The organism is Streptomyces sp. NPDC001717 (genome assembly GCF_042892775.1).
In the GTDB taxonomy this organism is placed as follows: domain Bacteria; phylum Actinomycetota; class Actinomycetes; order Streptomycetales; family Streptomycetaceae; genus Streptomyces.
The window spans coordinates 191,488-216,366 of record NZ_JBIAUK010000009.1; the positions used below are offsets into that span (position 1 = coordinate 191,488).

Below are 24,879 nucleotides of genomic sequence, written 5' to 3' on the forward strand. Positions count from 1 at the left end.
TTCAGGGTTGGCGGCCGGAGGGGTACGTAAACGCGCCGACGCCGGTGACTTCCTTGAGCGGGGTGCTGGCGGGCGCGGGAGCGGGGTCCGCCTCGCCGGACGCGCTGCGGTACACGGCGCTGAAGGCGAGCGCGATCATGCCGAGGCCCATCACGAAGGCGAGCACCCAGGCGACCGGGCGCAACCAGGGCGAGCGACCGCGGTACGGGCGCAGGCTTCCGCCGTAGGCCCCGTACGGGCCGTCGTGGTGGAGGTGGTCCCGCTCGTGGTCCCAGCCGTGTTCGTCGGGGTCGTACCCGTCGGGGCGGCCGTAGCCGTAACCGTCGTAGTCGTCGTCGCCCGTCCAGCCGCCGGCGACGGCTCGGGCCGCTTCGGCCTCCGCGCGCGCCCGGTCGGCCGCCCGCTGGCGCTCGGCGGCACTCGGTTCATGGATCTCGGCGTTCCGGACGAAGGCCTCGTCGAACACCACGGAGGCGAAGTCCTGATCCGCGCCTCCGCGGTCGTCGTCGGGCTCCCCGTCGTCCGGGAACGGCTTGCCCCCCACGTCGTCCGGCACAGGAACAGCCTAGACCTGGGGGGCACCTTTGGGCAGGGTGTGCGCCGAAATCCGGCCACACCGTGTTGGCGGCCCGGTTACCGGATGTGACCGTCGCCGGTGACGATGTACTTGGTGGAGGTGAGCTCGGGAAGGCCCATGGGGCCCCGGGCGTGCAGCTTCTGCGTGGAGATCCCGATTTCGGCGCCGAAGCCGAACTGACCACCGTCGGTGAACCGGGTGGAGGCATTCACGGCAACCGTGGTCGAGTCGACCAGCTGGGTGAAGCGCCGCGCCGCGGCCTGCGAGGTGGTGACGATCGCCTCGGTGTGGCCGGAGGTCCAGCGGCGGATGTGGGCGACGGCGTCGTCGAGGGAGTCCACGACGGCGGCGGCGATGTCGTAGGACAGGTACTCGGCGGCCCAGTCCTCGTCGGTCGCGGGGAGGGTCTTGGCCTTGGAGTTCTCGGCGGCGGCGAGGACGCGGTCGTCGGCGTGGACGGTCACGCCCGCGTCGGCGAGGGCGTCCAGGGCGCGCGGCAGGAAGGCGTCGGCGATGTCGCGGTGCACGAGGAGGGTCTCGGCGGCGTTGCAGACGGAGGGCCGCTGGGCCTTGGAGTTGACGAGGATGTCCACGGCCATGTCCAGGTCGGCCTGGGCGTCCACGTAGACGTGGCAGTTGCCGGTACCGGTCTCGATGACCGGGACGGTGGACTCCTCGACGACGGTCTTGATGAGCGAGGCGCCGCCGCGCGGGATGAGCACGTCGACGAGGCCGCGGGCCCGCATCAGCTCTCGGACGGAGTCGCGGGACTCGCCGGGGACGAGCTGGACCGCGTCGGCGGGCAGGCCGGCGCTCTCGACGGCGTCGCGGAGGATCCCGACGAGGGCGGTGTTGGAGGCGTAGGCGGAGGAGCTGCCGCGCAGGAGGACCGCGTTGCCGGACTTGAGGCAGAGCGCGGCGGCGTCGACGGTGACGTTGGGACGGGCCTCGTAGATGATGCCGACGACGCCGAGGGGGACGCGGATCTGGCGGAGGTCGATGCCGTTGGGGAGGGTGCTGCCGCGGACGACCTCGCCGACGGGGTCGGGCAGGGCCGCGACGTCGCGCACGTCGGAGGCGATGGCCGCGACGCGCTCCGGGGTGAGGGTGAGGCGGTCGATGACCGTCTCGCTGGTGCCGGCGGCGCGGGCCTTGTCGGTGTCGACGGCGTTGGCGGCGATGATCTCGGCCGTACGGGCCTCCAGCGCGTCCGCGATCGCCAGCAGGGCCGTGTCCTTGGCGGACCGCGGGAGTGGGGCGATGGCGGCGGCGGCCGTGCGGGCCGCTTGCGCGGTGGCGAGGACGGGGGAGGCTGCGGTGGCGGCGTCGAGCGAGGTCATGCCGCCCAGGGTAGTCCCCGGGCCGCCCTTGGCCGACGGCCTTTCCACCCCGCGAGACAGCCCCCGGGGCCGGCACGCCGGGGTGCCGCTGCGCGGGGCCGGTCCCCTCCCCGCGCAGCGGCTAGTACGGGTGCACGCCCACCGGGTGGGCCGGGGGTGGGCCGTAGCCCTCCGCCACGCGTTGGTGGTAGGTGGCGCGGTCGATGACCTCCAGGCCGACGATCTCCCACGGCGGGAGCTGCGCCGAGGAGCGGTGTTCGCCCCACAGGCGCAGGGCGACGGCCGCCGCGTCGTGGAGGTCGCGGGCCTCCTCCCAGTAGCGGATCTCCGCGTGGTCGTCGGCGTAGCGGCTGGTCAGGAGGAAGGGGTGGTCGTGGGCCAGTTGTTCCAGCCCGCGCCGGACCTCGGACAGCGGCGCCGGCTTGCCGGAGACGCTCAGGGTGACGTGCCAGAGGCGGGAGGGTTCGACCTTCGAGTCGGTCTTCGAGTCGGCCTTGGAGTCGTTCTTCGCGTCGTTGTTCCCGGCTCCGCCGTCACCGTCCCCCGTGCCGACGCTGGTCAGCGCTCGTCTCACCAGTCGCCTCCTGTCTCCGCCACGCGTGTCCGCCCGTGCCCGGGCCCCTCACAGTTGACCAGTCCCCGCGCCGCCGCGCGGCGGTTTTGCCGAAGCTCAGCCCTGCAGCAGGACCAGATCGTCCCGGTGGACGACCTCCCGTTCGTACTCGGGTCCGAGTTCCGCCGCGAGCTCGCGGGTGGAGCGGCCGAGGAGCTGCGGGAGTTCCTTGGCGTCGAAGTTGACCAGGCCCCGGGCGATCGGCCGGCCGTCGGCGGAGCGCAGTTCGACCGGGTCGCCGGCAGCGAAGTCGCCCTCGACGGCGGCGATGCCGGCGGGCAGCAGCGAGCTGCCGCGTTCGGTGACCGCGCGGACCGCGCCTTCGTCGAGGACGAGGTGGCCCTGGGGGGTCGAGGCGTGCTGGAGCCACAGCAGCCGGTCCGCGGAGCGCCGTCCGGTGGCGTGGAAGTGGGTGCCGGTCGCCCGCCCGGCCAGGGCGTCGGCGGCCTGGCTGGCGGAGGTGAGGACGACGGGGATGCCCGCCGCGGCGGCGATCCGTGCGGCCTCGACCTTGGTGACCATGCCGCCGGTGCCGACGCCCGCCTTTCCGGCGCTGCCGATGGAGACGTGCGCGATGTCCTCGGGCCCGCGGACCTCGTCGATGCGGGTGGTGCCGGGCAGGGACGGGTCTCCGTCGTAGAGGCCGTCGACGTCCGAGAGCAGGACGAGGAGGTCCGCGCGGACGAGGTGGGCGACGAGGGCGGCCAGCCGGTCGTTGTCGCCGAAGCGGATCTCGTCCGTGGCCACGGTGTCGTTCTCGTTGACGACGGGCAGGGCGCCCATCGCGAGGAGCTGGTCGAGGGTGCGGTAGGCGTTGCGGTAGTGGGCGCGGCGGCTGGTGTCGTCGGTGGTGAGCAGCACCTGGCCGACGCGGACGCCGTAGCGGGCGAAGGAGGCGGTGTAGCGGGCGACGAGCAGGCCCTGGCCGACGCTGGCGGCGGCCTGCTGGCGGGCCAGGTCCTTGGGGCGGCGGGCCAGGCCGAGCGGGGAGAGTCCGGCGGCGATGGCGCCGGACGAGACCAGGACGATCTCCTTCTCGCCGCCGCTGCGGGACTTGGCCAGGACGTCGACCAGCGCGTCCACCCGGTCGGCGTCGAGTCCGCCGGCCGCCGTGGTCAGGGAGGAGGAGCCGACCTTGACCACGATCCTGCGGGCGTCCACGACACCTTGCCTAGCCGCTGACACGTCTTGTCCCCTTGCCCCTTGCCGGAATGCCTGCCGTCTCAATCTACGGGGTCGCACCGGGCCGCCGCTCAGCGGTTTCAGACCGTGGACGAGCTCCCGACCGGCTCCCGTTCGTCGGCCCGTCCGGCGGCCCCCGGGATGAGGATCTTGCGGGAGATGACGAAGGTGAACGGGATGGCCACGACCGCCGCGACCAGCGGGGCGATGCGGGTGTCCATCCCGGCCCAGGCCACCAGGGCGTAGAGGCCGACCGACTGGATCACGTAGTTCGTGACGTTCGTCAGCGGGAAGAGGAGGAACTTCTTCCACGTCGGCCGGGTCCGGTACGTGAAGTACGTGTTCATGAAGAAGGAGCCGACCATCGCCAGTACGAAGGCGAGGGAGTAGGCGGCGAAGTACGGCATCCACGGGTGCAGCAGCAGGTAGAGCCCGAAGAAGGTGCCGGTGTTGACCCCGCCGACCAGCGCGAAGCGAAAGACCTGGCCCAGCTTTTCTCGTCTGCTCATCGGGAGCTGCGCTCCACGATCGTCGGCTCGACGGCCGTCGGCCGCGCCACGGCGGTGGCGGGGCGGCCGAGCGCGTCCACCCCGTGGGACTCCTTCACGAGGAAGTGCGGCCGCCGCTTGGTCTCGTAGTAGATGCGTCCGATGTACTCGCCGATCAGACCCAGCATGATCATCTGTACGCCGCCCAGGCCCGTGATTATGGCGACGAGGGTGACGTAGCCCGGCGACTCGACCCCGTTGGTGATCGCCATGACCGTGATCCACAACGCGTACAGGCAGGTCAGCGCGACGAGCGAGACGCCGAGCCAGATCCCGACGCGCAGCGGCCGGTTGTTGAAGGAGATCAGGCCGTCCATGGCGTAGTTCAGCAGGGCGCCGAACTTCCACTTGGTCTCGCCGGCCTCGCGCTGGGCGTTGCGGTAGTCGAAGTGGACGGTGTCGAAGCCGATCCAGGAGAAGAGGCCCTTGGAGAAGCGGTTGTACTCCGGCAGCGACAGCAGGGCGTCCACGGCCGGGCGCGACAGCATGCGGAAATCGCCGACGCCGTCGGTGAGCTCGACGTCGACCCAGCGGTTCACGCCCCGGTAGTAGAGGCGGCTCAGCGCGCTGCGGACCTTCTTGTCGCCCTCGCGGGTGCGGCGGGCGATGATCTGGTCGTGGCCCTGCCGGTGGTATTCGAGCATGGTCGCGATGAGCTCCGGCGGGTGCTGGAGGTCCGCGTCCATGATCACGACTGCGTCGCCGGTGGTCTCGCGGAGGCCCGCGAGCATGCCGGCCTCCTTGCCGAAGTTGCGGCTGAAGGAGACGTACCGGGTCCGCTCGCCGTGTTCGGCGGCGATCTTCCGGAGCTTGTCGAGGGTGCCGTCGCGGCTGCCGTCGTCGACGTAGCAGACCTCGTACTCGACGGGGAGGGAGTCCAGGACCCTGCGGATCTCCGCGTCGAAACTGTCGATCACGGCTTCTTCGTTGTAGCAGGGGACAACTACGGACAGCTTCGTCATGGACACTTCCTGCTGGCTCCGAACGGGTGATTGTGGGCGACCGGACCCGCCACTCACCTCTTCCTTAGAAGTATGCACGGCGACGGTCGACCGGCGGCCGGCCGTCGGGTCGGCCTGCGGGAGTGGAGGGCGGCACACGGTAGCTTTGACGAGATAAGCGGAATGAGCTGAACGAAACGAAACGAAACGAAGGGATCGAGGTGCACGTGCCCGACGTCTCCGTGGTCGTCATCGTCTACAACGACGCAGAGCGTCTGTCGACAGCAGTCCAGTCGGTATTGGACCAGACCCTGCACGGGGTCGAAGTCGTGATCGTCGACGACTGCAGCAAGGACCGCTCGTACGCGGTCGCCCAGGAACTGGAAGCGGCGCATCCGGGGAGAGTGCGCGCCTTCCGGCTGCCGGAGAACAGCGGCGGCTGCGGTGCGCCCCGAAACCACGGGATCCAGCAGACCACCGGCAAGTACGTCATGTTCCTGGACAGCGACGACGTGCTCGAGCGCAACGCCTGCCGGAACATGCTGGACGCGGCCGAGCGCACCGGCTCCGACCTGGTCTCGGGCATGTGCGTCCGCGTGCACCTCGACAACCGGTGGGGCAAGACCACCGAGTGGTACCCCTGGATCTACTCGCGCACGCGCACCCTGGAGTCGATCACCGACTTCCCGGACCTGCTGGTCTACGACACCCTCTCCACGAACAAGTGCTACCGGCGCGAGTTCCTCCTGGAGCAGGGCCTGGAGTTCCCGGTCGGGATCCACTACGAGGACCTGCTGTTCTCGGCGCAGGCCTACGTGGCCGCCCGCCGCATCACGCTCATCCCGAACCACGTCTACTTCTGGAACGTGATCGAGAAGGCCGCGGCGAAGTCGATCAGCAACCGGCGCCACGAGATCGCGAACTTCATCCACCGGATGGAGATCCACCGCCGCGTCGACGAGCTGCTCGCCTCGAAGGGCCACACGGACATCAAGTCCGCGAAGGACGCCAAGTTCCTCAAGCACGACCTGGTGCTGCACCTGCGCGACCTGCCCCTGCTCAGCGACGAGTACCGGCAGGAGTTCGCCCGCCTCGCCAACGGCTACCTGGCGGGCATCGACCCGGAGGCGTACGAGCACGTCACCTACCTCCAGGCGATCTGCGCGTACCTGCTGGGCAAGGAGGACTGGGACAACCTGCTCCCGGCCGCCGACGCCATGACCAACAAGGGCCGGCTCTCCTCCCCCCTGGCGGAGCGCGACGGCCGCGTCTACTGGTGCGCCGATCACCTGGACGGTGCCGACGCCGCGGAGGCCCGGCGGATACTGGACGTCACCGAGCAGGGCTTCCACACCACCCCGCTCACCTCCCTCCAGCTGGGCAACCGCCTCACCTCGTACGAGGACGACGGGCGCGGCACCGTCACGCTGTCCGGCGCCGTCGTGAACCCGCTGCGGCGGATCCCGGAGGACGCGGAGCTGAAGGCCTCCCTCGAGTTCCGGGCCCGCCGGCAGATCGGGGTGCGTTCCTTCGGCTTCCCGGTGGCAACCGTGCGCCACGCCGGTGACACGATCGAGTGGAGCGGCAGCGCCGACATCGCCTCGACGGTCCGTCCCCTCGGCATCATCGACGCCGTCTGGGACGTCCGCCTCAAGCTGACCGCCGGCGGCCACAAGATCACCACCCGGGTCTCGGTCGGCGGGGTCGACCTGGAGAAGGCGGCCCGGCTGCGCGTGCGGCCGCGACTGACGCGGCTGGTCTCCGACCGCTTCGAGCCCGAGGTGACCAAGAAGGGCAACCTGTCCTACGTCCTCACCGCCGAGAGCGCCGCCGCGGTCCGCACCCGGTCGCTGATCGACAACGCCATACAGGGCAAGACGGCCAACGTGGTCAAGCGGGGCCTGCGCAAGGCCCTGCGGGTGCGCCGGAACATCGGCTCCGGCGAGCAGAAGGTGAAGGTCTACCACGAGGTCTTCTCGAAGCTGCCCGTCAAGAAGGGCACGGTCGTCTTCGAGAGCCACATGGGCAAGCAGTACAGCGACAGCCCCAAGGCGATCTACGAGGAGATGGTGCGCCAGGGCGTGCCCTTCGAGGCGATCTGGTCGTACGCGGGCGGCAAGCCCACCGGCTTCCCCAAGGAGGCCACCCTGGTGCGCCGCTGGAGCTGGGCGTACCTGCGGGCGCTGGCCCAGGCCGAGTACTGGGTGGACAACCAGGGCTTCCCGCTGGCGCTGACCAAGCGCGCGGGGACCACGTACATCCAGACCTGGCACGGTTCCGCGCTCAAGCGGATGGGCTTCCACGAGCCGCGCACCAAGGCGCAGGGCAAGGCCGGCCAGGCCAAGTTCCAGGCGGCCGTCGACCGCTTCGACCACTTCCTGATCCGGTCCGAGCACGACGCCCGCACCCTCGCCAAGGGCTTCCGGCTGCGCGACGAGGTCCTGCTGCGCACCGGCTACCCGCGCAACGACGCCCTCGTCGAGGCGCAGCTGAGCGAGGCGCAGAGCGGCGAGCGGGTGCGCGGGCCGCTGGCGGCCGAGCTCGGCATCGACCCGGACAAGAAGGTGCTGCTGTACGCGCCGACCTTCCGGGCGGCGGCCGACGGCACGGTCGAGGGCTTCGTGTTCCCCTTCGACGTGGAGGAGTTCGCGGAGCGTCTCGGTGACCGCTTCACGCTGCTGGTGCGCACGCACTACCTCAACAGCGTCTCGCTGCCGCCGTCGGTCGAGGGCCGCGTCATCGACGTGTCCCGGCACCACGACATCACTCCGCTGCTGGCCCTCGCGGACGGGCTGATCACCGACTACTCGTCCGTGATGTTCGACTACGCCGTGCTGGACCGGCCGATGGTGTTCTTCGCGTACGACTACGAGAAGTACGCCAACGACATCCGCGGGACCTACTTCGACCTGAAGGAGAAGGCGCCGGGCCCGGTGGTGGCCACGGCGGACGAGCTCCTGCAGGCGCTGTCGGCCTTCGAGGAGGCGGACGCGAAGTTCGCGGAGGCCCGGCAGCGTTTCCTGACCGAGTTCGGCGAGTACGACCGTGGGGACGCCGCACGCCAGATCGTCGAGAAGTTCTTCACCGGGAGCGGCAAGTGAGCCGGGACATCTTCATCGTCTCCAACAGCGTCGACGAGCTCGGCGGTGTGACCACCTGGTCGCACCAGATGGCCCGGCTGTTCACCGACCGCGGGCACCAGGTCCACATCGTCGGCATCGCCCCGGTCGCCGAGGAGATCCGCCAGAAGCTGCCGCAGGACCTGCCGTACGGGACGACCACCCTGTACGACGCCCACCCGCCGGCGGCGCGCAGGCTGCACGGGATCAAGGGTCGGCTGAACGCGCCCGAGCGGCGCCGGCAGGCGGCCCGGCGGGCGAAGATGCGGGTCAAGGCGGAGCGGCTGAGCGAGCTGTTCCGGGCGGCCCGCCCCGGCAGCGTGGTCATCGTGACCCAGGTCTGGGCGATGGAGTGGGTGGCCCTCGCCGACACCAAGGGGCTCACCGTCATCGGGATGAGCCACGAGTCCTTCGAGGCCAGCCAGAAGTCCACCCGCGGTGCGCGCGTGCGCCGGCACTACCCGGAGGTCGACCGGCTGCTGGTGCTGACCCCGGAGGACGCGGACCTCTGGATCCGGTCGGGCATGGAGAACGTGGGCAGCATGCCGAACCCGCTGCCCTTCATGCCGGACTCCCCCGCTCCGCGCACCGGGAAGGTCGTGGCCTGCGTCGGTCGCCTGGCCTTCGAGAAGGGCGTCGACCTGCTGCTCGACGCCTGGGCGGAGGCCGCTCCGCTGCACCCCGACTGGACCTTGCGGATCTACGGGGCGGGCGTGGAGGAGCCGGCGCTGCGCGCGCACTGCGCCTCGCTGGGGCTGGACGAGTCCGTGGAGTGGATGGGCAGCACCGACGACGTGCTGGGCGCACTGCGCGGGGCTTCGGTCTTCGCGCAGGCCTCGCGGGCCGAGGGCTTCCCGATCACCCTGCTGGAGGCGATGGCGGCGGGTCTGCCGGTCGCGGCGTTCGACTGCGCGCCGGGTGTGCGGGAGATCGTCCGGCACGGTGAGGACGGGCTGCTGGCGCGGCTGGGCAACACGATGGAGCTGGCCGGGCACCTGGACGCGCTGATGAGCGACGACCGGCTCCGCGACCGCCTCGGGGACACGGCGTTCCGTTCGGTGAAGCGCTACTCCAGCGCCGAGATCACCGACCGGTGGGAGGAGCTCTTCTCCTTCCTGGAGCGCTGACACCGCCCCGTACACATGAGGCCGCCCGCCCCGGAGGAATCCGGGGCGGGCGGCTTCGGTGTGAGGGGGTGTCGGGCCCGGTCAGAGCGCGTGGACGTCCTTGTGGCGGTCCTTGTGCCCGGCCTTCGCCGCCTCCTTGTTGGCCTGCCAGCCCGCCCAGGCGGAGGTGACCATCTCCTCGACGTCGCGCCGGGCCTTCCAGCCCAGCACGTCGGCGATCTTGTCGGCCGAGGCCACGACCTTCGCCGGGTCGCCGGGGCGGCGGGGGCTGATCACCGGGGCGTGGGTGTGTCCGGTGCCCTTGTTCAGGAGGTCGACCATCTCGGCGACGGAGACGCCCTCACCGCGGCCGATGTTGACGGTGAGGTCCTTGTACTCCCCGGCCGCGGCCCACTCGGCGAGCTTGCGGGCCGCCGCCACGTGGGCCTCCGCGAGGTCCTCGACGTGGATGTAGTCGCGGACGCAGGTGCCGTCCGGCGTCGGGTAGTCGTCGCCGAAGATGAGCGCGCCCTCGCCCTTGTCGAACCGCTCGAAGACCATCGGGACCAGGTTGAACACGCCCGTGTCGGCGAGCTCGGGGGTCGCGGCGCCCGCCACGTTGAAGTAGCGCAGGCAGGCGGTGGAGATGCCGTGCGCCCGGCCCGCGGAGCGCACCAGCCACTCGCCGGCCAGCTTCGTCTCGCCGTAGGGGCTCAGCGGCAGGCACGGGGTGTCCTCGGTGACCAGGTCCACGTCGGGCATGCCGTAGACGGAGGCGGAGGAGGAGAAGAGGAAGTTGCGGACGCCCGCGTCGGCCACGGACTGGAGCAGGACCGTGAGGCCCTGCAGGTTCTCGTGGTAGTAGTACAGCGGCTTCTCGACGGACTCGCCGACCTGCTTCTTGCCCGCGAGGTGCACCACGCCGGTGATCTTGTGCGCGCGGATGACCGCGTCCACGGCCAGGCGGTCCAGGACCGAGCCGACCACCAGCGGGACGCCCTCCGGCACACGGTCCTCGTTGCCCGTGGAGAGGTCGTCGAAGACGACGACCTTCTGCCCCGCGAGCACCATCGAGCGGACGACGTGCGATCCGATGTATCCGGCGCCACCGGTGATCAGAAAGGTCATGTGTTGCTCCTCGTCCTGTCGTTTCCGTGAGCGGTGCTCAGTGCGACGCGCACGCTGCCCTGGCGCGGTCTATCCGGTTCCGTACGAGGAACATCGCGCCCGCGGCGCCGGGCGCGAGGCGCAGGGCGAGCGAGCCCGAACCCGTGCGGTACGGCTGCGTCAGCAGAACACCGTACCGGCTGCTGGGCAGGGCGCGGCGGCGCAGCAGGCCGCCCCGGGGACGCAGGGAGGTCTTCAGGGAGCTCCCGTCCGCGCACTCCACGACCGCTTCGACGTGCCATGCCTGGAGTCGGCGCAGGCCCATCCTGCGGCCGGTGGCGGCCAGGTCGCCGAGGCGGAACGGAAGCACCACCGACCAGCCGCCGTCCTCGTCCGGGGTCAACTCCACGGCCTGGGCCAGTACGGGATCCCCTCCGGCGCGGGGCAGGAAGCGCAGCCGCACGGTCCGCGGGCCGGCCTCGGCCAGCCGCCCGTACAGGTCGTGCAGCCGCAGCCGCACGGCGCCGTTGCCCGCGGGTTCGGCGTCGACGGTCACCGGCAGCGCGGGCGTCGGCAGTTCGAGCAGGCCGTCCAGCTCGACCGGGAGCTCCTCGCTCCACACCGGGGCCCCGTCGGGGCCGGTCGCGTACGGGGGCAGCAGCCGCGGTGGCTCGGCGGCGAAGCGGGTCAACCGCTCGACGTCGGCGGGCGGGGTGGCGGTGGCGCGCAGCACGCGTACGATCCATCGCGCGTGCGGGGCGGCGGCCTCCACGGCGGCCTCGTCGAAGGTGTCGAGGTACTCGCGGGTCATGGTCCACCAGGCGGCCTGGTACTCGGGGTCCTTGCCAAGCTCGCGCAGGTACATGCGCAGGTCGTACTCGATGAACTTGACGTGGCAGGCGTGGCCCAGCGCCGGGGAGGCCTCGGCGAGCGTGCGGGCGGCGGTGCGGTGGGCCTCGATGCGGGCGCGCCAGTTGCCGACGTCCTTGCGGTCGAGGGAGATCGACACCTGTGCGGCGTCGCGGCGCACGTGCCACACGTAGACGAGGTCGTCGATCACCGCGACGCGGGGGGCGGCCGCCAGGACGCGCGCGGTGAAGGCGAAGTCCTCGTAGACGAAGCGACCGTCGGGAAAGCGGATCGAATGCTCATTCAGGAATGAGCGGTCGTACAGCTTGTTGACGCAGAGCGTGTCGCGGACCAGATCGGGCCGGTCCGCGGGCTGTTCGATCACATCGCCCGCGGTGTACAGCCCCGGCATCCACGGCACGTCGTGGTGAAGCGGAAGCTCGCGGCGCACGCACGCGCCGACCGTGACCGGGGCGCCGTGCTCCTCGGCGGCCCGCACCAGGGCGTCGGCCGCCCCCGCGGGCAGCACGTCGTCGCTGTCCAGGAACAGGACGTACGGGGAGGTCGCGGCGGCGATGCCGTCGTTGCGCGGGGTGCCGCACCCGCCGCTGTTCTCCGCGCGGTGCACGACCTTCAGACGGGGGTGCCGGGCGGCCAGCTCGTCCAGCACCCGTGCGGTGCCGTCGGACGAAGCGTCGTTCACGGCGATGACCTCGGCGACCACCGGGCCCTGGGCGAGAGCCGATTCGACGGCTTCGCCCACGAGCCCGGCGTCGTTGTACGCGATCACCACAACGGAAACGGAGGGGGGGTTCGTGCTGCTCACCCGGTGGATCCTAGGCGACCCGGGTAAACAGGACCTCAAGGCAGGCCAACGCCCGGGTAGCGCCCGCGACGATCAGACTCAGAACGGCCTGAACTCGTCGTATTCCTGCTGCGCCGCGTCCCCGCGCCTCGCTTCCTTCTCCTTGCGGCGCTGCGTGGCCGGGCGCGGAGCCTCCATGCGGTGGTCCTCGCCGCGGCGGCCCAGCATCTCGGCGCCGGCCATCATGGTCGGCTCCCAGTCGAAGACGACCGCGTTGTCGTCGGAGCCGATGGCCACGCCGTCGCCGGCGCGGGCGCCGGCCTTCCTCAGCGCGTCCTCGACACCGAGGCGGTTGAGGCGGTCGGCGAGGTAACCGACGGCCTCGTCGTTGTTGAAGTCGGTCTGGCGGACCCAGCGCTCCGGCTTCTCGCCGCGCACCACGTACACGTCCTCGACCTCGTCGTAGGTGACGGTGAAGCCGGCGTCGTCCACGGCCTTCGGGCGGATGACGATACGGGTCGCCTCCTGCTTGGGCTTGCGGGCGCGGGCCTTGGCGACGACCTCGGCGAGGAAGTAGGAGAGCTCCTTCAGGCCGGTGCGGGCGACCGCGGAGACCTCGAAGACCTTGTAGCCGCGGGCCTCCAGGTCCGGGCGGACCATCTCGGCGAGGTCCTGGCCGTCCGGGATGTCGACCTTGTTGAGGACCACCAGGCGGGGGCGCTTCTCCAGGCCGCCGCCGTAGATCTTGAGCTCTTCCTCGATGACGTCGAGGTCGGCAACCGGGTCGCGGTCGGACTCCAGGGTGGCGGTGTCCAGGACGTGCACCAGCACGGAGCAGCGCTCGACGTGGCGCAGGAACTCCAGGCCGAGGCCCTTGCCCTGGCTGGCGCCGGGGATCAGGCCGGGGACGTCGGCGATCGTGTAGACCGTCGAGCCGGCGGTGACGACGCCCAGGTTCGGGACCAGCGTCGTGAACGGGTAGTCCGCGATCTTCGGCTTGGCGGCGGAGAGCACCGAGATCAGCGAGGACTTGCCGGCGCTCGGGAAACCGACCAGCGCCACGTCGGCGACGGTCTTGAGCTCCAGGACGATGTCGCCGGTGGTGCCGGGGACGCCGAGGAGCGCGAAGCCGGGGGCCTTGCGGCGGGCGGAGGCGAGCGCGGCGTTGCCGAGACCGCCGCGGCCGCCTTCGGCGGCGACGTAGGTGGTGCCCTGGCCGACGAGGTCGGCGAGGACGTTGCCCTCCTTGTCGAGGACGACGGTGCCGTCCGGCACGGGCAGGATCAGGTCCTGGCCGTCCTTGCCGGAGCGGTTGCCGCCCTCGCCGGGCTTGCCGTTGGTGGCCTTGCGGTGCGGGCTGTGGTGGTAGTCCAGCAGGGTGGTGATCGCCTGCTCCACCACCAGGATCACGTCACCGCCACGGCCGCCGTTGCCGCCGTCGGGGCCGCCGAGCGGCTTGAACTTCTCCCGGTGAACGGAGGCGCAGCCGTGGCCTCCGTTACCCGCGGCGACGTGCAGCTCGACGCGGTCCACGAAGGTGGTCATGGTTGTTCCTCCAGATACAGCGGGGATGGTCCGGAATGTCCGGTGGCAGACCTTGCTGCCCATTAAACGTGCCCGGTGGGGCAGGGCGTGTCTCTGTGACAACGCGCCGAGGGCGGACCTCTCTTCCCGGCTGACGCCGGGAAGAGCTGAGATCCGCCCTCGGGAAGTTACGAACGCTTGATCAGCAGAAGCTGGATCAGGCGGCCGGAACGATGTTCACGACCTTGCGGCCACGGTGCGTGCCGAACTGGACCGAACCGGCCTGCAGCGCGAACAGCGTGTCGTCGCCACCACGACCGACACCCGAACCCGGGTGGAAGTGGGTGCCGCGCTGGCGGACGAGGATCTCGCCGGCGGAAACGACCTGACCGCCGAAGCGCTTCACGCCGAGCCGCTGGGCATTGGAGTCGCGCCCGTTCCGGGTGGACGATGCGCCCTTCTTGTGTGCCATGTCTCAGTCCCTCTTACTTCGCAGCCGCGGGGATACCGGTGACCTTGATCGCCGTGTACTGCTGGCGGTGACCCTGGCGACGGCGGTAGCCGGTCTTGTTCTTGTAGCGCAGGATGTCGATCTTGGCGCCCTTGTGGTGGTCCACGACCTCGGCCGTGACCTTGATGCCGGCCAGGACCCACGGGTCGCTGGTCACGGCGTCGCCGTCGACAACGAGCAGGGTCGAGAGCTCGACCGTGTCGCCAACCTTGGCAGTGGAAATCTTGTCAACCTCAACGATGTCGCCGACAGCAACCTTGTGCTGGCGACCACCGCTGCGCACGATGGCGTACACGCGGATCTCTCTCTCACTCGGGACGGATGCTCCTGAAGCCAGCCGCTCAGGCGGGCCGGGGCCCGAACTGATCCGGAATGGACGAGCGGCCTCTCCGGGCAGAGCCTGGAGGAAGGTGCTCAGGAGCGCGGCACGTCTAGGACACGCCGACGGTCAAGACTACGGGCCCTGCCTTGACGGGGTCAAACCGGGGCCTGGCCGCCGTCCGTGCCGGAGGCGCGGCCGCCGTCCTCGTGGTCTGACGGTGTCCAGGGCTCCGCCATCCGGCTCGTGCCCGAACCGGCCGTGTCCGCGCTGGACTTGACGTCGCCGATCCGGTCGTGGGAGTCGGTTCGCTCGGTGACCACGGTTGAAGGCGCCGCTGTGGACGTAGGTGCACCGCAACGCGTAGGTGCACCGAAACGGCCCCGCCCGGCACCTGTCGGTGCCGGGCGGGGCCGGATGGAGCGGTGACCGCAGATCAGCCTTCGGTCGGAGCCGAGACGGACGGCGGCGTCTGCTGCTCCGCCGCCGCGGTCTTCTTCGTCGCCCGCTTCGCCACGGTCTTCTTGGTCGTGGCCGCCTTCTTGGCCACGGTCTTCTTGGCCGCCGTCGCCTTCTTGGCGGTGGTGGCCTTCTTCGCCGCGGTCGCCTTCTTGGCCGGAGCCTTCTTGGCGGCCTTCTTCGCCGGGGCGGCCTCCTCGACGGGGGCCTCCGGCTCCGGCTGCGCCTCGGTCACCGGGGCCTCGGTCACCGGGGCCTCGACGACCACCACGGCGGCCTCGGACGTGCCCGCCGGGGAGCCGGCGGGTGCGGTGGCCTTGCGGGTGGCACGCCGGCGCGGACGGGCCGGCGCGGCCTCGGCCACGGGGGCCTCGACCACGGGCTCGGCTTCGACCACGGGCTCGACCACGGGCTCGACGACCGGCTCGGGCTCGACGGCGGCCTCGACGACCGGCTCCGGCTCGGGCTCGGGCTCCGGGGCCACCTCGGCCACGGGCGCCGGGGCACCCGCCGGGGCGGTGGCCTTACGGGTCGCACGGCGACGGGTCCGACCCTTGGGGGCCTCCTCCACCACCGGCTCCGCGACGACCTCGGCCGGGGCCTCGACCTGCGCGACGACCTCGGCGGCCGGCGCCGGCACCGTGTCGGCGGGCTCGATCACCGGCTCGGCCTCGACCACGGGGGCCGGGGGCTGGGCGGCCGCACCGCGCGGGGCACCCGCCGGAGCGGTCGCCTTGCGGGTGGCACGGCGCCGGTTGCGACGACCGCTCAGACCCGCGGCGGCCTCGGCCTCCGCCGGGCTGCCGTACAGTTCCTCGCCCGCGACGAACTCCGGCTCGGGCAGCGCCACCGGCGCCGCGATCTCCGCGGCCACCTCGGCCTCGGTCTCGAAGACCTCCGCCTCGACGGCCTCGTGCTCGTGCTCGTGGTGGTCGGACTCCGCCCGGCCGCCGCGACGCTTGGCGCGCTTGCCGCCGTTGCCACCGCCGCCGATCGAGGTCGGGCTCTCCATGTGCACGATCACACCGCGGCCGTTGCAGTGGACGCAGGTCTCGGAGAAGGACTCCAGCAGGCCCTGGCCCACCCGCTTGCGGGTCATCTGGACCAGGCCCAGCGAGGTCACCTCGGCGACCTGGTGCTTCGTACGGTCACGGCCCAGGCACTCCAGCATGCGCCGCAGGACCAGGTCGCGGTTGGACTCCAGGACCATGTCGATGAAGTCGATGACGACGATGCCGCCGAGGTCGCGCAGCCGCAGCTGACGCACGATCTCCTCGGCCGCCTCCAGGTTGTTCCTGGTGACCGTCTCTTCGAGGTTGCCGCCCTGACCGGTGAACTTGCCGGTGTTGACGTCGATGACGATCATCGCCTCGGTCTTGTCGATCACGAGGGAACCGCCCGAGGGCAGCCACACCTTGCGGTCGAGCGCCTTGGCGAGCTGCTCGTCGATCCGGTACGTCGCGAAGACGTCCACCTCGGAGGTCCAGCGCGACAGCCGGTCGGCCAGGTCCGGGGCCACGTGCGAGACGTAACCGTGGATGGTCTCCCAGGCGCCGTCACCACTGACGATGACCTTCGAGAAGTCCTCGTTGAAGATGTCGCGCACGACGCGGACGGTCATGTCCGGCTCGCCGTACAGGAGGCTCGGCGAAGAGGTCGAGATCTGCTTCGACTTCTTCTGGATGTCCTCCCACTGGGCCTGCAGACGCTCGACGTCGCGGCGCAGCTCGTCCTCGCTCGCACCCTCGGCGGCGGTGCGCACGATGACGCCCGCGTCCTCGGGGACGATCTTCTTGAGGATGGTCTTCAGGCGCGCGCGCTCGGTGTCGGGCAGCTTGCGGCTGATACCGGTCATCGAGCCCTCGGGCACGTAGACCAGGTAGCGACCGGGCAGCGAGACCTGCGAGGTCAGGCGGGCACCCTTGTGGCCGATCGGGTCCTTGGTGACCTGCACCAGGACCGACTGGCCGGACTTCAGGGCGGACTCGATGCGGCGCGGCCCGTTGGCCATGCCGAGCGCCTCGAAGTTGACCTCACCGGCGTACAGGACGGCGTTGCGGCCCTTGCCGATGTCGATGAAGGCGGCCTCCATGGACGGCAGCACGTTCTGGACCTTGCCCAGGTAGACGTTGCCGACGTACGAGGTGGCCTCTTCCTTGTTGACGTAGTGCTCGACGAGCACGTTGTCCTCGAGGACGCCGATCTGGGTGCGCTCGCCGGACTGGCGGACGACCATCACGCGCTCGACGGCCTCACGGCGGGCCAGGAACTCGGCCTCCGTGATGATCGGCACGCGGCGGCGGCCCTGCTCGCGGCCCTCGCGGCGGCGCTGCTTCTTCGCCTCCAGACGGGTCGAGCCCTTGATGGACTGGACCTCGTCGGACGGCTCGGCCTCCTTGCGGGCCGGGCGGGGCTCACGGACCTTGACGACCGTGCGCACGCCCTCCTCGTCGGCCGCCTCGCCGGCGACGTCGGCCGGCTCACCGCTGCGGCGGCGACGGCGACGACGGCGACGGCTGGAGCTGGAACCGAGAGCGCCCTCGTCGGCCTCGTCGAACTCGGCGGCCTCCTCCTCGGTCTCGGCTTCCTCGCCGGCCTCGGTCTCGGCCTCTTCCTCGGCGGTCTCGTCGAGCTCCGCGGCCTCACCGCGGCGGCGGCGACGGCCACCACGACGGCGACGGCGCGACGGGCGCTCGCCCGACTCGTCACCCTCGTCGAACTCGGCGGCCTCTTCCTCCAGCTCCGCCTCGGGCTCCTCCTCCGCGAGCACGTCGGCCACGGAGACCGGGCCGGTCTCGGCGACGGGCGCGGCCTCGGCGGCGCCACGGCCGCGGCGGCGGCGACGGCCGGCCGGCTGCGGGGCGGCGGGGGCCTCGGCGGCGACGGCCTCGGCCTCGAGCTCCTCCTCCTCGACCTCCTCGGCCGGGGCGGCGGCACGCGCGGCGGCCGCGGCCATGGCGGCGGTCTCCGGCGTCTGGAACATCGGCTCGGCGAAGACCGGGGCCTGGAAGGTGGCCACGGCGGGACGCGCGGCACGGCGGGACGCCCGGGCCGGGGCGGCCGGCTCGGCGCTCTCGGCGGGCTGGGCGGCGGGCTGCGCGGGGGCGGCCGCGGTGGTGGAGCGGGTGGCGCGACGACGGCCGCCGCGCTTCGGGGAATCCAGCGCGTCGGCGACGGTGAAGGTCCGGGCGGCGGCCTTCGGGGCCTCCTCCACGGCGGCGACCTCGGCGACGGGCGCGACCTCGGCGGCGGGCGCCGCCGGGGCCTCGGGCGCGGTGGCGGCGCGGGTGGCACGGCGGCGGGTGCGCGGGGCCGGAGCGGCGGGCTCCTCGGCGACGACGGCGGCCGGGGCCTCCTCGACGGCGGGCTCCTCGACCTCGGCGGCCGGCGCGACCTCGATGGCCGGGGCGGTCACGGCGCGGGTGGCACGGCGGCGGGTGCGCGGCGCGGCAGCGGCGGGCTCCTCGGCGACGACGGCGGCCGGCTCCTCCACGACGGCGGCGGTCTCCACGACCGGGGCGGCCTCGGCGGCCGGCGCGGTCACGGCGCGGGTGGCACGGCGGCGGGCGCGGGGGGCGGGAGCGGCCGGAGCCTCCTCCTCGACCACGGGCGCGGCCTCGGCGGCGGGCGCGGCCGGGGCCTCGGGCGCGGTGGCGGCGCGGGTGGCACGACGGCGGGTGCGCGGCGCGGCAGCGGCGGGCTCCTCGGCGACCTCAGCGGCGGGGGCGGTCGGAGCGGCGGCCGGAGCCTCCACCACGATCGGCGCGGCCTCGGTGACCGGCGCGGCAACGGCGCGGGTCGCGCGGCGGCGGGGACGGGCGGGGGCGGCGTCCGCGGCGGCCTCGGGGGCGGCGGCGGCCGGAGCGGCCTCGGTCACCGGGGTCGTCTCGGCGGCGGCGCCACCGGGCGGACCGGCGGGCCGGGACGCGGCGCGACGACGCCTGCGCGGGGGCAGGTTGTCGCTCGGGCTGTTGTTGGTGGTGTCGTTTTCGTTGTTGAGCATTGCGGGCGGTTCTCCCGTCACGCTCCCGGGCGCCGCGGCTGACATCCGGTCCGGCACGGCCCCGCGCGACGTGCGCGGAGCCGGCCTCCGGGGCGCGTTCGCCACACGGGAGCTCAGTTCATGGCCGCCGGTTCCGTACGTGTTCTCCGTACGGCCTGGCGGAAGTCTTCAGGTCAGTGCGCGGCCCGACCCAGGTGGCTCCCGAGTACCAGGGCTGCGCTACGACGACGATCCTTACGCGGCGGGACCTTCCGGCGCCTTCGCGTCGGCGGCTACGGCGGCCGTGGGTGGGGCGGCCGTGACAGCCTCGCGGTCGGGCGCGAGCGGGTCGGTCACCGTGCCGGACTCCTCGTCGAAGAGCCCCTGCGCCAGCCTGGTCACCGCAGAGGGGACCGGCGGCGCCAGGTCGGCCACAGCTCGGAGACCGGACAGGACGTCGTCGGGTCGCACGGCAGGTGTCAAATGCCGAACAACCAGCCGCAGTATCGCACAGGCATTGTCCAGGGGCCTATCACCAGCGGCAGGAAGTGCCTCGAGACTCACCACGGCACCACGGGTGTCGAAAGTGCGCATGCCGTTCTTGGTACGTCGCTGCACCTCCACCGTCTCGGCTGCGAGGAACACCTCCACGGCCCGCTCGGCGTCGGCGGGCTCCACGCCGTCCAGCCGCAGCTCCCACACGGAGGCGGTCAGCCGGTCGGCGAGGCCGGAGGTACGGGCCTCGACGGCTTCGATGATGTCGAGGCCGACGGGCATCGACTCGTCGAGCAGCTCACGGAGCTTCTCGGGGTCGCGGGGAGCGGCGAGGCCGATCTCCAGGTACTCGGCCTCGCTGCCGGTACCGGTGGGCGCGGCGTTCGCGTACGAGACACGGGGGTGCGGGGTGAAGCCGGCCGAGTACGCCATCGGCACCTCGGCGCGGCGCAGGGCCCGCTCGAACGCGCGCTGGAAGTCACGGTGGCTGGTGAACCGGAGGCGGCCGCGCTTGGTGTAGCGCAGTCGGATGCGCTGCACCACCGGTGCGGGGGGCGGGCCTTCGGGCTGTCGCTTGCCCAGTGGTTCTTCTCCTTGTGCGGGGCTCCGCGGCTCGCGCGTCGCCCTGAGGTCTGTCGACCCGCTGCGGCTCACCCCTGGCGTTTGCTCAGGGAGATCTCGGCAGCGGGTGCCGCGTCGGCGGCTGTCGTACTACCCAGAGTACGCGCCCGTGACCTCGCCGGTTCCCGGGGAGGAGTACCGAAGAGCGCTTGGCGGACGGCGGCCCGCGCCTCGCGCACCGCCTCCCGCCCGGTCCGCCACACCTCGCGCGCGGTGTGGCCGACGGGGGTGAGCACGTGCCGGTACGCCCAGGACGCGGGCCACCCGACCAGCACCCAACCGGCCCACTTGAGCCCGCGCCACAGCGCACCGGCGATCGTCCCGGCGACGTGCCAGGCCCACGCGAGCACCTGCCCGAGCGGTGTGAGCACGTACCGGTACAGGACGTCGGCCACCCAGCCGACGGCGATCCCCACGGGCCGCAGCCCGTACCGCCACAGCGCCACCACGAGCCACGCGACCCCCAGCCCGACGGGCCGCAGCCCGTACCGGAACAACGCGACCACCAGCCACACGAGCCCCTGCCCGAGCGGCGTCAACACATACCGGTGGACCGCCCCCACCAGCCACACGAAACCCCGCCCGACCGGCGTCAACACATACCGGTAGACCGCCCCCACCAGCCACACCAGCCCCTGCCCGACCGGCATAAGCGTGCACCGGTACACCACCGCGGCCAGCCATCCGATGCCCTGCCCGACCGGCACGAGCACGTAGCGCCAGAGCGCGACCCACGGCCAGACGAACAGCGCCATGCCCAGGGCCCACCCGCACCACATGCCCCCCTTGGCGAGCGGTGCGAGCAGGTACGTCACCCCGGCCCGGCCCACCCAGGCCAGCGCCTCGCCGAGCGGTCGGAACACGTGGCCGCCCAGGAACCGCCCGACCGGTACGAGCACGTACCGCCACAGCCCGACCCACGGCCAGACGAAGACCAGCTTGAGCACGGTGCCCAGCAGCCAACCCACCGCCCGGAACACCGGCTCGACGACGTGCGCGTACAGCGGCCCGAGGACGTGCCGGTGCAGGGCCCGGCCCAGGGCGACGAGCAGTTCCCACACCACTCGAACGGGGAGCACGACGAGTACGGCGACGATCTTCACGGGGACCCTGATGACGCCCACCAGGCACCCGTCACCACCGTCAGCGCCGCCGGCGGGGTGCTGCTTGTCCGTGTCCATGCCACAAGGGACACGACGAAGGCCCCCACCCGTTGCGGGCGGGGGCCTGTCGTGACCCAAGGGTTACTTCACGACCGTCAGCGGCAGCAGCTTCTTGCCGGTGGGGCCGACCTGGATCTCGGTCTGCATAGCAGGACAGACGCCACAGTCGAAGCACGGGGTCCAGCGGCAGTCGTCGACCTCGGTCTCGTCGAGGGCGTCCTGCCAGTCCTCCCAGAGCCAGTCCTTGTCGAGACCGGAGTCCAGGTGGTCCCAGGGCAGGACCTCCTCGTACGTGCGCTCGCGCGTCGTGTACCAGGCGACGTCCACGCCGTACGCGGGCAGTGTCTTCTCCGCCGCCTCCATCCAGCGGTCGTACGAGAAGTGCTCGCGCCAGCCGTCGAAGCGGCCGCCCGACTCGTACACCGCGCGGATCACGTCGCCGATGCGGCGGTCGCCGCGGGAGAGGAGGCCCTCGACGATGCCCGGCTTGCCGTCGTGGTAGCGGAAGCCGATGGAGCGGCCGTACTTCTTGTCGCCGCGGATCTTGTCGCGGAGCTTGCCCAGGCGGGCGTCCGTCTCCTCGGCCGACAGCTGCGGGGCCCACTGGAAGGGGGTGTGCGGCTTGGGGACGAAACCGCCGATGGAGACGGTGCAGCGGATGTCGTTCTGGCCCGAGACCTCGCGGCCCTTGGCGATGACGTTGACCGCCATGTCGCCGATCTGGAGCACGTCCTCGTCGGTCTCGGTCGGCAGGCCGCACATGAAGTACAGCTTCACCTGGCGCCAGCCGTTGCCGTAGGCGGTGGCGACGGTGCGGATCAGGTCCTCTTCCGAGACCATCTTGTTGATGACCTTGCGCATGCGCTCGGAGCCGCCCTCGGGGGCGAAGGTGAGGCCCGACCGGCGGCCGTTGCGGGTCAGCTCGTTGGCCAGGTCCACGTTGAACGCGTCCACACGGGTCGACGGGAGGGACAGGCCCACCTTGTCGTCCGTGTAGCGGTCCGCGAGGCCCTTGGCGATGTCCGCGATCTCGGTGTGGTCCGCGGAGGAGAGGGAGAGCAGGCCGACTTCTTCGAAGCCGGTGGCCTTCAGGCCCTTCTCCACCATCTCGCCGATGCCGGTGATGCTTCGCTCCCGCACGGGGCGCGTGATCATGCCGGCCTGGCAGAAACGGCAGCCGCGGGTGCAGCCGCGGAAGATCTCGACGGACATCCGCTCGTGGACGGTCTCGGCGAGCGGGACGAGCGGCTGCTTGGGGTACGGCCACTCGTCGAGGTCCATGACCGTGTGCTTGGACACGCGGTAGGGGACGCCGGACTTGTTCGGGGCGACGCGCGCGATGCGGCCGTCCGGGAGGTAGTCGACGTCGTAGAAGCCCGGCACGTAGACCTGGCCGGTCTTCGCGAGCCGGAAGAGGACTTCCTCGCGCCCGCCCGGCCGCCCCTCGGCCTTCCAGGTGCGGATGATCTCGGTCATGTCGAGGACGGCCTGCTCGCCGTCGCCGATGACCGCGCAGTCGATGAACTCCGCGATCGGCTCGGGGTTGAAGGCCGCGTGGCCGCCCGCGAGGACGATCGGGTGGTCGACCGTGCGGTTCCTGGCCTCCAGCGGGATGCCCGCCAGGTCCAGGGCGGCGAGCATGTTCGTGTAGCCCAGCTCCGTGGAGAAGGACAGGCCGAACACGTCGAAGGCCGAGACGGGGCGGTGGCTGTCCACGGTGAACTGCGGCACGTCGTGCTTGCGCATCAGTTCTTCGAGGTCGGGCCAGACGCTGTAGGTGCGCTCGGCGAGCACGCCCTCGCGCTCGTTCAGCACTTCGTAGAGGATCATGACGCCCTGGTTGGGCAGCCCGACTTCGTACGCGTCCGGGTACATGAGAGCCCAGCGGACGTCGCAGGACTCCCACGGCTTCACGGTGGAGTTGAGCTCACCGCCGACGTACTGAATGGGCTTCTGCACATGCGGAAGCAGGGCCTCAAGCTGAGGGAAGACCGACTCGGCCATCACGCGACTTTCGTGAAGCGGGCAGGGGGCAGCTATCTAGCGTACCCCCAGCCCCGACCGCCCCCACTCACATGATCACTTCAGGGCGGCCCGCAGGCCGGGCTTCGAGGCCGCGGCCCACACGTCGGGCAGTTCCCGCTCCCGCCGCTCGGCCAGGGTCTCCTCGCGGGCGTACAGGACGCCCCAGGTGAAGGCCGACTCGCCGCCGCCCGCGGCCTGGGCGCCGATGCCGCGCAGGGCCTCGCGGGCCACCACGCTGTCCTGATGGTCCCCGAGCAGACTCTGGACCTTCTTGAGGGCCTTGGCCATGTGCTCGGCCGGTTTGCCGAGCGCGGGCACCGCCGCCTCCGCCGCGTAGCGGGCGCGCTTGGCGGCCTTGCGGGCCCCGTGCAGGGCCACGTCCCGCTCGTGTCCGGGGTCCAGGGCGAGGGCGGCGTCGATCCGGCCGGCGAGGCGTTCGTAGTCGTGGAGGATCGCCTTGGGGAGGACTTTGCGGGCGGGGCGGGCGGCGGCCTTCCTCAGGGGCGGTTCGGCCAGCAGGGCGTCCACCGCGTCGAGCAGGGCCAGGTAGCGCGGGGTGTCGAGGACGGCGACGGCGCGGCGGCGCGATGCCGAGCGGCGGGCGGTGTTCCAGACGCGCAGCCGGGCGCGGACGGGGCCGAGCTGCAGGGTGCGCGGGAGCTCGTCGAGGTGGGTGCGGATGCGCTCCAGCAGTACTTCCTGGTCGCGGTCGACGCCGAGTTCGCCGGCGAGCCAGCGCAGTTCGTCGCCGATGGGGTCGGTGGCGGCGCGGTCGAGGACCTTGCGGTGGGTCTTGAAGGCGCTGCGCATGCGGCGGGAGGCGACGCGCATCTGGTGGACGGAGTCCGGGAGGTTCCTGCGGACGGCCGGGTCCTGGGCGATCAGGGCGTCGCGCTGTTCGCGCAGGTACGCGAGCAGGTGCGCGCCCGCCGTGTCGTTGTCGGGGGTGTGCGCGTCGGGCTTGGCGGGAGGTGCGGTGCCGGTCTCGGTGAGGGCGCGGGCGAGCTTCGAGGGGGCGTCGGAGACCCTCAGGCCGCCCTTGCGGAAGGTCTCCTCGACGGCGTCGAGGAGTGCGGGGTCGATGCCGTCGGCGAGCTCCACCTCGACCTCGGTCCAGGCGACCTCGGTATCGCCGCGCTCGGCGCGGACCTGGTCGGTGCTCAGTTCGGCGAGCAGGGCCCCGTCGGCGTCGAGGAGGTGGCTGACCTTGCGCGAGGAGAGGAGTCTGACCTGCGGTTCCAGGGCCGCGGAGTCGCGTACGCGGGAGCGCAGCAGGGCCGCGAGGGGGCGCGGGACGGTGTCGCCGAGGGGGGCGGCGACCTCGTCGCGCACGCCCGGGGAGACGGGCAGTTTGAGGTGCCAGCCCTCGTCGGCGCCGCCGGTGCGGCGGCGCAGGGTGAGCCCGTCGGCGGCGAGCCGCTGGTCGGGGGTGTCGTAGTAGACGGCGTCGAGGTCGACGGTGCCCTGGTCGGTGACGGCCGCGATGGCGGCCGTTCCCCTCAGGTCCGGCACCCCGCGCCGGGCGCTCTTGGCCTTGGAAAACTCGAATTTCCGCTCGATCTCGCGCTTCGTGTCCGCCATGGATCGACCGTA

At 71.9% G+C, this 24,879-nt stretch carries 19 protein-coding genes; 2 read left to right on the top strand and 17 right to left on the bottom strand.

The features are described 5' to 3' along the window. Position 1: 1 nt before the first annotated feature. The 6 genes from ACFYZL_RS18165 to ACFYZL_RS18190 form a co-directional block, all read right to left on the bottom strand. Positions 2–556 carry a hypothetical protein gene (locus ACFYZL_RS18165; protein ID WP_384757620.1) on the bottom strand — a complete coding sequence of 185 codons (555 nt, stop codon included), beginning with the start codon at positions 554–556 and terminating at the stop codon, positions 2–4. 77 nt (positions 557–633) lie between these two features. Next, positions 634–1,917, bottom strand: coding sequence for a glutamate-5-semialdehyde dehydrogenase (locus tag ACFYZL_RS18170; RefSeq protein WP_384757617.1), 1,284 nt, complete (start codon positions 1,915–1,917; stop codon positions 634–636). A 121-nt stretch (positions 1,918–2,038) separates the two neighbouring features. Beyond that, positions 2,039–2,491, bottom strand: a complete 453-nt coding sequence (locus ACFYZL_RS18175; RefSeq protein ID WP_384754996.1) for a hypothetical protein — start codon at positions 2,489–2,491, stop codon at positions 2,039–2,041. A 96-nt stretch (positions 2,492–2,587) separates the two neighbouring features. Continuing rightward, on the bottom strand, positions 2,588–3,715 hold the full coding sequence (gene proB / locus ACFYZL_RS18180) for a glutamate 5-kinase (protein WP_384588496.1): 1,128 nt from the start codon (positions 3,713–3,715) through the stop codon (positions 2,588–2,590). 77 nt (positions 3,716–3,792) lie between these two features. Then, the gene (locus tag ACFYZL_RS18185; RefSeq protein ID WP_384754992.1) at positions 3,793–4,221 is read right to left on the bottom strand and encodes a GtrA family protein; all 429 of its coding nucleotides are present in this window, start codon (positions 4,219–4,221) and stop codon (positions 3,793–3,795) included. Then, positions 4,218–5,222, bottom strand: a complete 1,005-nt coding sequence (locus tag ACFYZL_RS18190; RefSeq protein WP_388679968.1) for a glycosyltransferase family 2 protein — start codon at positions 5,220–5,222, stop codon at positions 4,218–4,220. The genes ACFYZL_RS18185 and ACFYZL_RS18190 overlap by 4 nt, the downstream gene beginning before the upstream one ends. A gap of 200 nt (positions 5,223–5,422) precedes the next feature. Here ACFYZL_RS18190 and ACFYZL_RS18195 point away from each other — a divergent pair, with 200 nt between their 5' ends. After that, the gene (locus tag ACFYZL_RS18195) at positions 5,423–8,302 is read left to right on the top strand and encodes a CDP-glycerol glycerophosphotransferase family protein (RefSeq protein WP_384754986.1); all 2,880 of its coding nucleotides are present in this window, start codon (positions 5,423–5,425) and stop codon (positions 8,300–8,302) included. After that, the gene (locus ACFYZL_RS18200) at positions 8,299–9,447 is read left to right on the top strand and encodes a glycosyltransferase (RefSeq protein WP_384754983.1); all 1,149 of its coding nucleotides are present in this window, start codon (positions 8,299–8,301) and stop codon (positions 9,445–9,447) included. Before ACFYZL_RS18195 ends, ACFYZL_RS18200 begins: the two co-directional genes overlap by 4 nt. A gap of 81 nt (positions 9,448–9,528) precedes the next feature. On the opposite strand, the gene galE is transcribed toward ACFYZL_RS18200, so the two are convergent. The 11 genes from galE to ACFYZL_RS18255 form a co-directional block, all read right to left on the bottom strand. Then, positions 9,529–10,554 (bottom strand): UDP-glucose 4-epimerase GalE, encoded by a 1,026-nt coding sequence (gene galE / locus ACFYZL_RS18205; RefSeq protein WP_384754980.1) that lies wholly within the window; start codon positions 10,552–10,554, stop codon positions 9,529–9,531. A gap of 37 nt (positions 10,555–10,591) precedes the next feature. Continuing rightward, positions 10,592–12,208, bottom strand: a complete 1,617-nt coding sequence (locus tag ACFYZL_RS18210; protein WP_388679972.1) for a glycosyltransferase family 2 protein — start codon at positions 12,206–12,208, stop codon at positions 10,592–10,594. Between the two features lie 78 nt (positions 12,209–12,286). Continuing rightward, positions 12,287–13,732, bottom strand: coding sequence for a GTPase ObgE (gene obgE, locus ACFYZL_RS18215; RefSeq protein WP_384754974.1), 1,446 nt, complete (start codon positions 13,730–13,732; stop codon positions 12,287–12,289). 196 nt (positions 13,733–13,928) lie between these two features. Beyond that, complete coding sequence (gene rpmA / locus ACFYZL_RS18220) at positions 13,929–14,183, bottom strand: 50S ribosomal protein L27 (RefSeq protein WP_030840805.1); 255 nt, start codon at positions 14,181–14,183, stop codon at positions 13,929–13,931. 13 nt (positions 14,184–14,196) lie between these two features. Further along, positions 14,197–14,517 (bottom strand): 50S ribosomal protein L21, encoded by a 321-nt coding sequence (rplU, locus tag ACFYZL_RS18225; RefSeq protein ID WP_015033583.1) that lies wholly within the window; start codon positions 14,515–14,517, stop codon positions 14,197–14,199. A 182-nt stretch (positions 14,518–14,699) separates the two neighbouring features. Beyond that, entirely contained in the window at positions 14,700–14,864 is a 165-nt protein-coding gene (locus ACFYZL_RS18230) for a hypothetical protein (RefSeq protein WP_388679976.1), read from the bottom strand. 113 nt (positions 14,865–14,977) lie between these two features. Continuing rightward, positions 14,978–19,003 (bottom strand): ribonuclease E/G, encoded by a 4,026-nt coding sequence (locus ACFYZL_RS18235; protein ID WP_388679979.1) that lies wholly within the window; start codon positions 19,001–19,003, stop codon positions 14,978–14,980. Positions 19,004–19,237: 234 nt separating this feature from the next. Then, a complete protein-coding gene (locus ACFYZL_RS18240; RefSeq protein ID WP_384595368.1) occupies positions 19,238–20,017 on the bottom strand; it encodes a TIGR03936 family radical SAM-associated protein in 780 nt (259 codons plus the stop codon). Between the two features lie 110 nt (positions 20,018–20,127). Then, positions 20,128–21,279 carry a hypothetical protein gene (locus ACFYZL_RS18245; RefSeq protein WP_388679981.1) on the bottom strand — a complete coding sequence of 384 codons (1,152 nt, stop codon included), beginning with the start codon at positions 21,277–21,279 and terminating at the stop codon, positions 20,128–20,130. Between the two features lie 63 nt (positions 21,280–21,342). Then, positions 21,343–23,268, bottom strand: a complete 1,926-nt coding sequence (locus ACFYZL_RS18250) for a TIGR03960 family B12-binding radical SAM protein (RefSeq protein WP_384745500.1) — start codon at positions 23,266–23,268, stop codon at positions 21,343–21,345. 72 nt (positions 23,269–23,340) lie between these two features. Next, positions 23,341–24,867: a CHAD domain-containing protein gene (locus tag ACFYZL_RS18255; RefSeq protein ID WP_384745502.1), complete on the bottom strand. Its 1,527-nt coding sequence runs from the start codon at positions 24,865–24,867 to the stop codon at positions 23,341–23,343. Between the last annotated feature and the right edge of the window lie 12 nt (positions 24,868–24,879).

Coding starts and splice junctions, on each gene's coding strand:
- ACFYZL_RS18170 (WP_384757617.1), bottom strand. CDS start 1,917: ATGACCTCGCTCGACGCCGCCACCGCAGCCTCCCCCGTCCTCGCCACC.
- ACFYZL_RS18185 (WP_384754992.1), bottom strand. CDS start 4,221: ATGAGCAGACGAGAAAAGCTGGGCCAGGTCTTTCGCTTCGCGCTGGTC.
- ACFYZL_RS18190 (WP_388679968.1), bottom strand. CDS start 5,222: ATGACGAAGCTGTCCGTAGTTGTCCCCTGCTACAACGAAGAAGCCGTG.
- galE (WP_384754980.1), bottom strand. CDS start 10,554: ATGACCTTTCTGATCACCGGTGGCGCCGGATACATCGGATCGCACGTC.
- obgE (WP_384754974.1), bottom strand. CDS start 13,732: ATGACCACCTTCGTGGACCGCGTCGAGCTGCACGTCGCCGCGGGTAAC.
- rpmA (WP_030840805.1), bottom strand. CDS start 14,183: ATGGCACACAAGAAGGGCGCATCGTCCACCCGGAACGGGCGCGACTCC.
- ACFYZL_RS18235 (WP_388679979.1), bottom strand. CDS start 19,003: ATGCTCAACAACGAAAACGACACCACCAACAACAGCCCGAGCGACAAC.
- ACFYZL_RS18245 (WP_388679981.1), bottom strand. CDS start 21,279: ATGGACACGGACAAGCAGCACCCCGCCGGCGGCGCTGACGGTGGTGAC.
- ACFYZL_RS18255 (WP_384745502.1), bottom strand. CDS start 24,867: ATGGCGGACACGAAGCGCGAGATCGAGCGGAAATTCGAGTTTTCCAAG.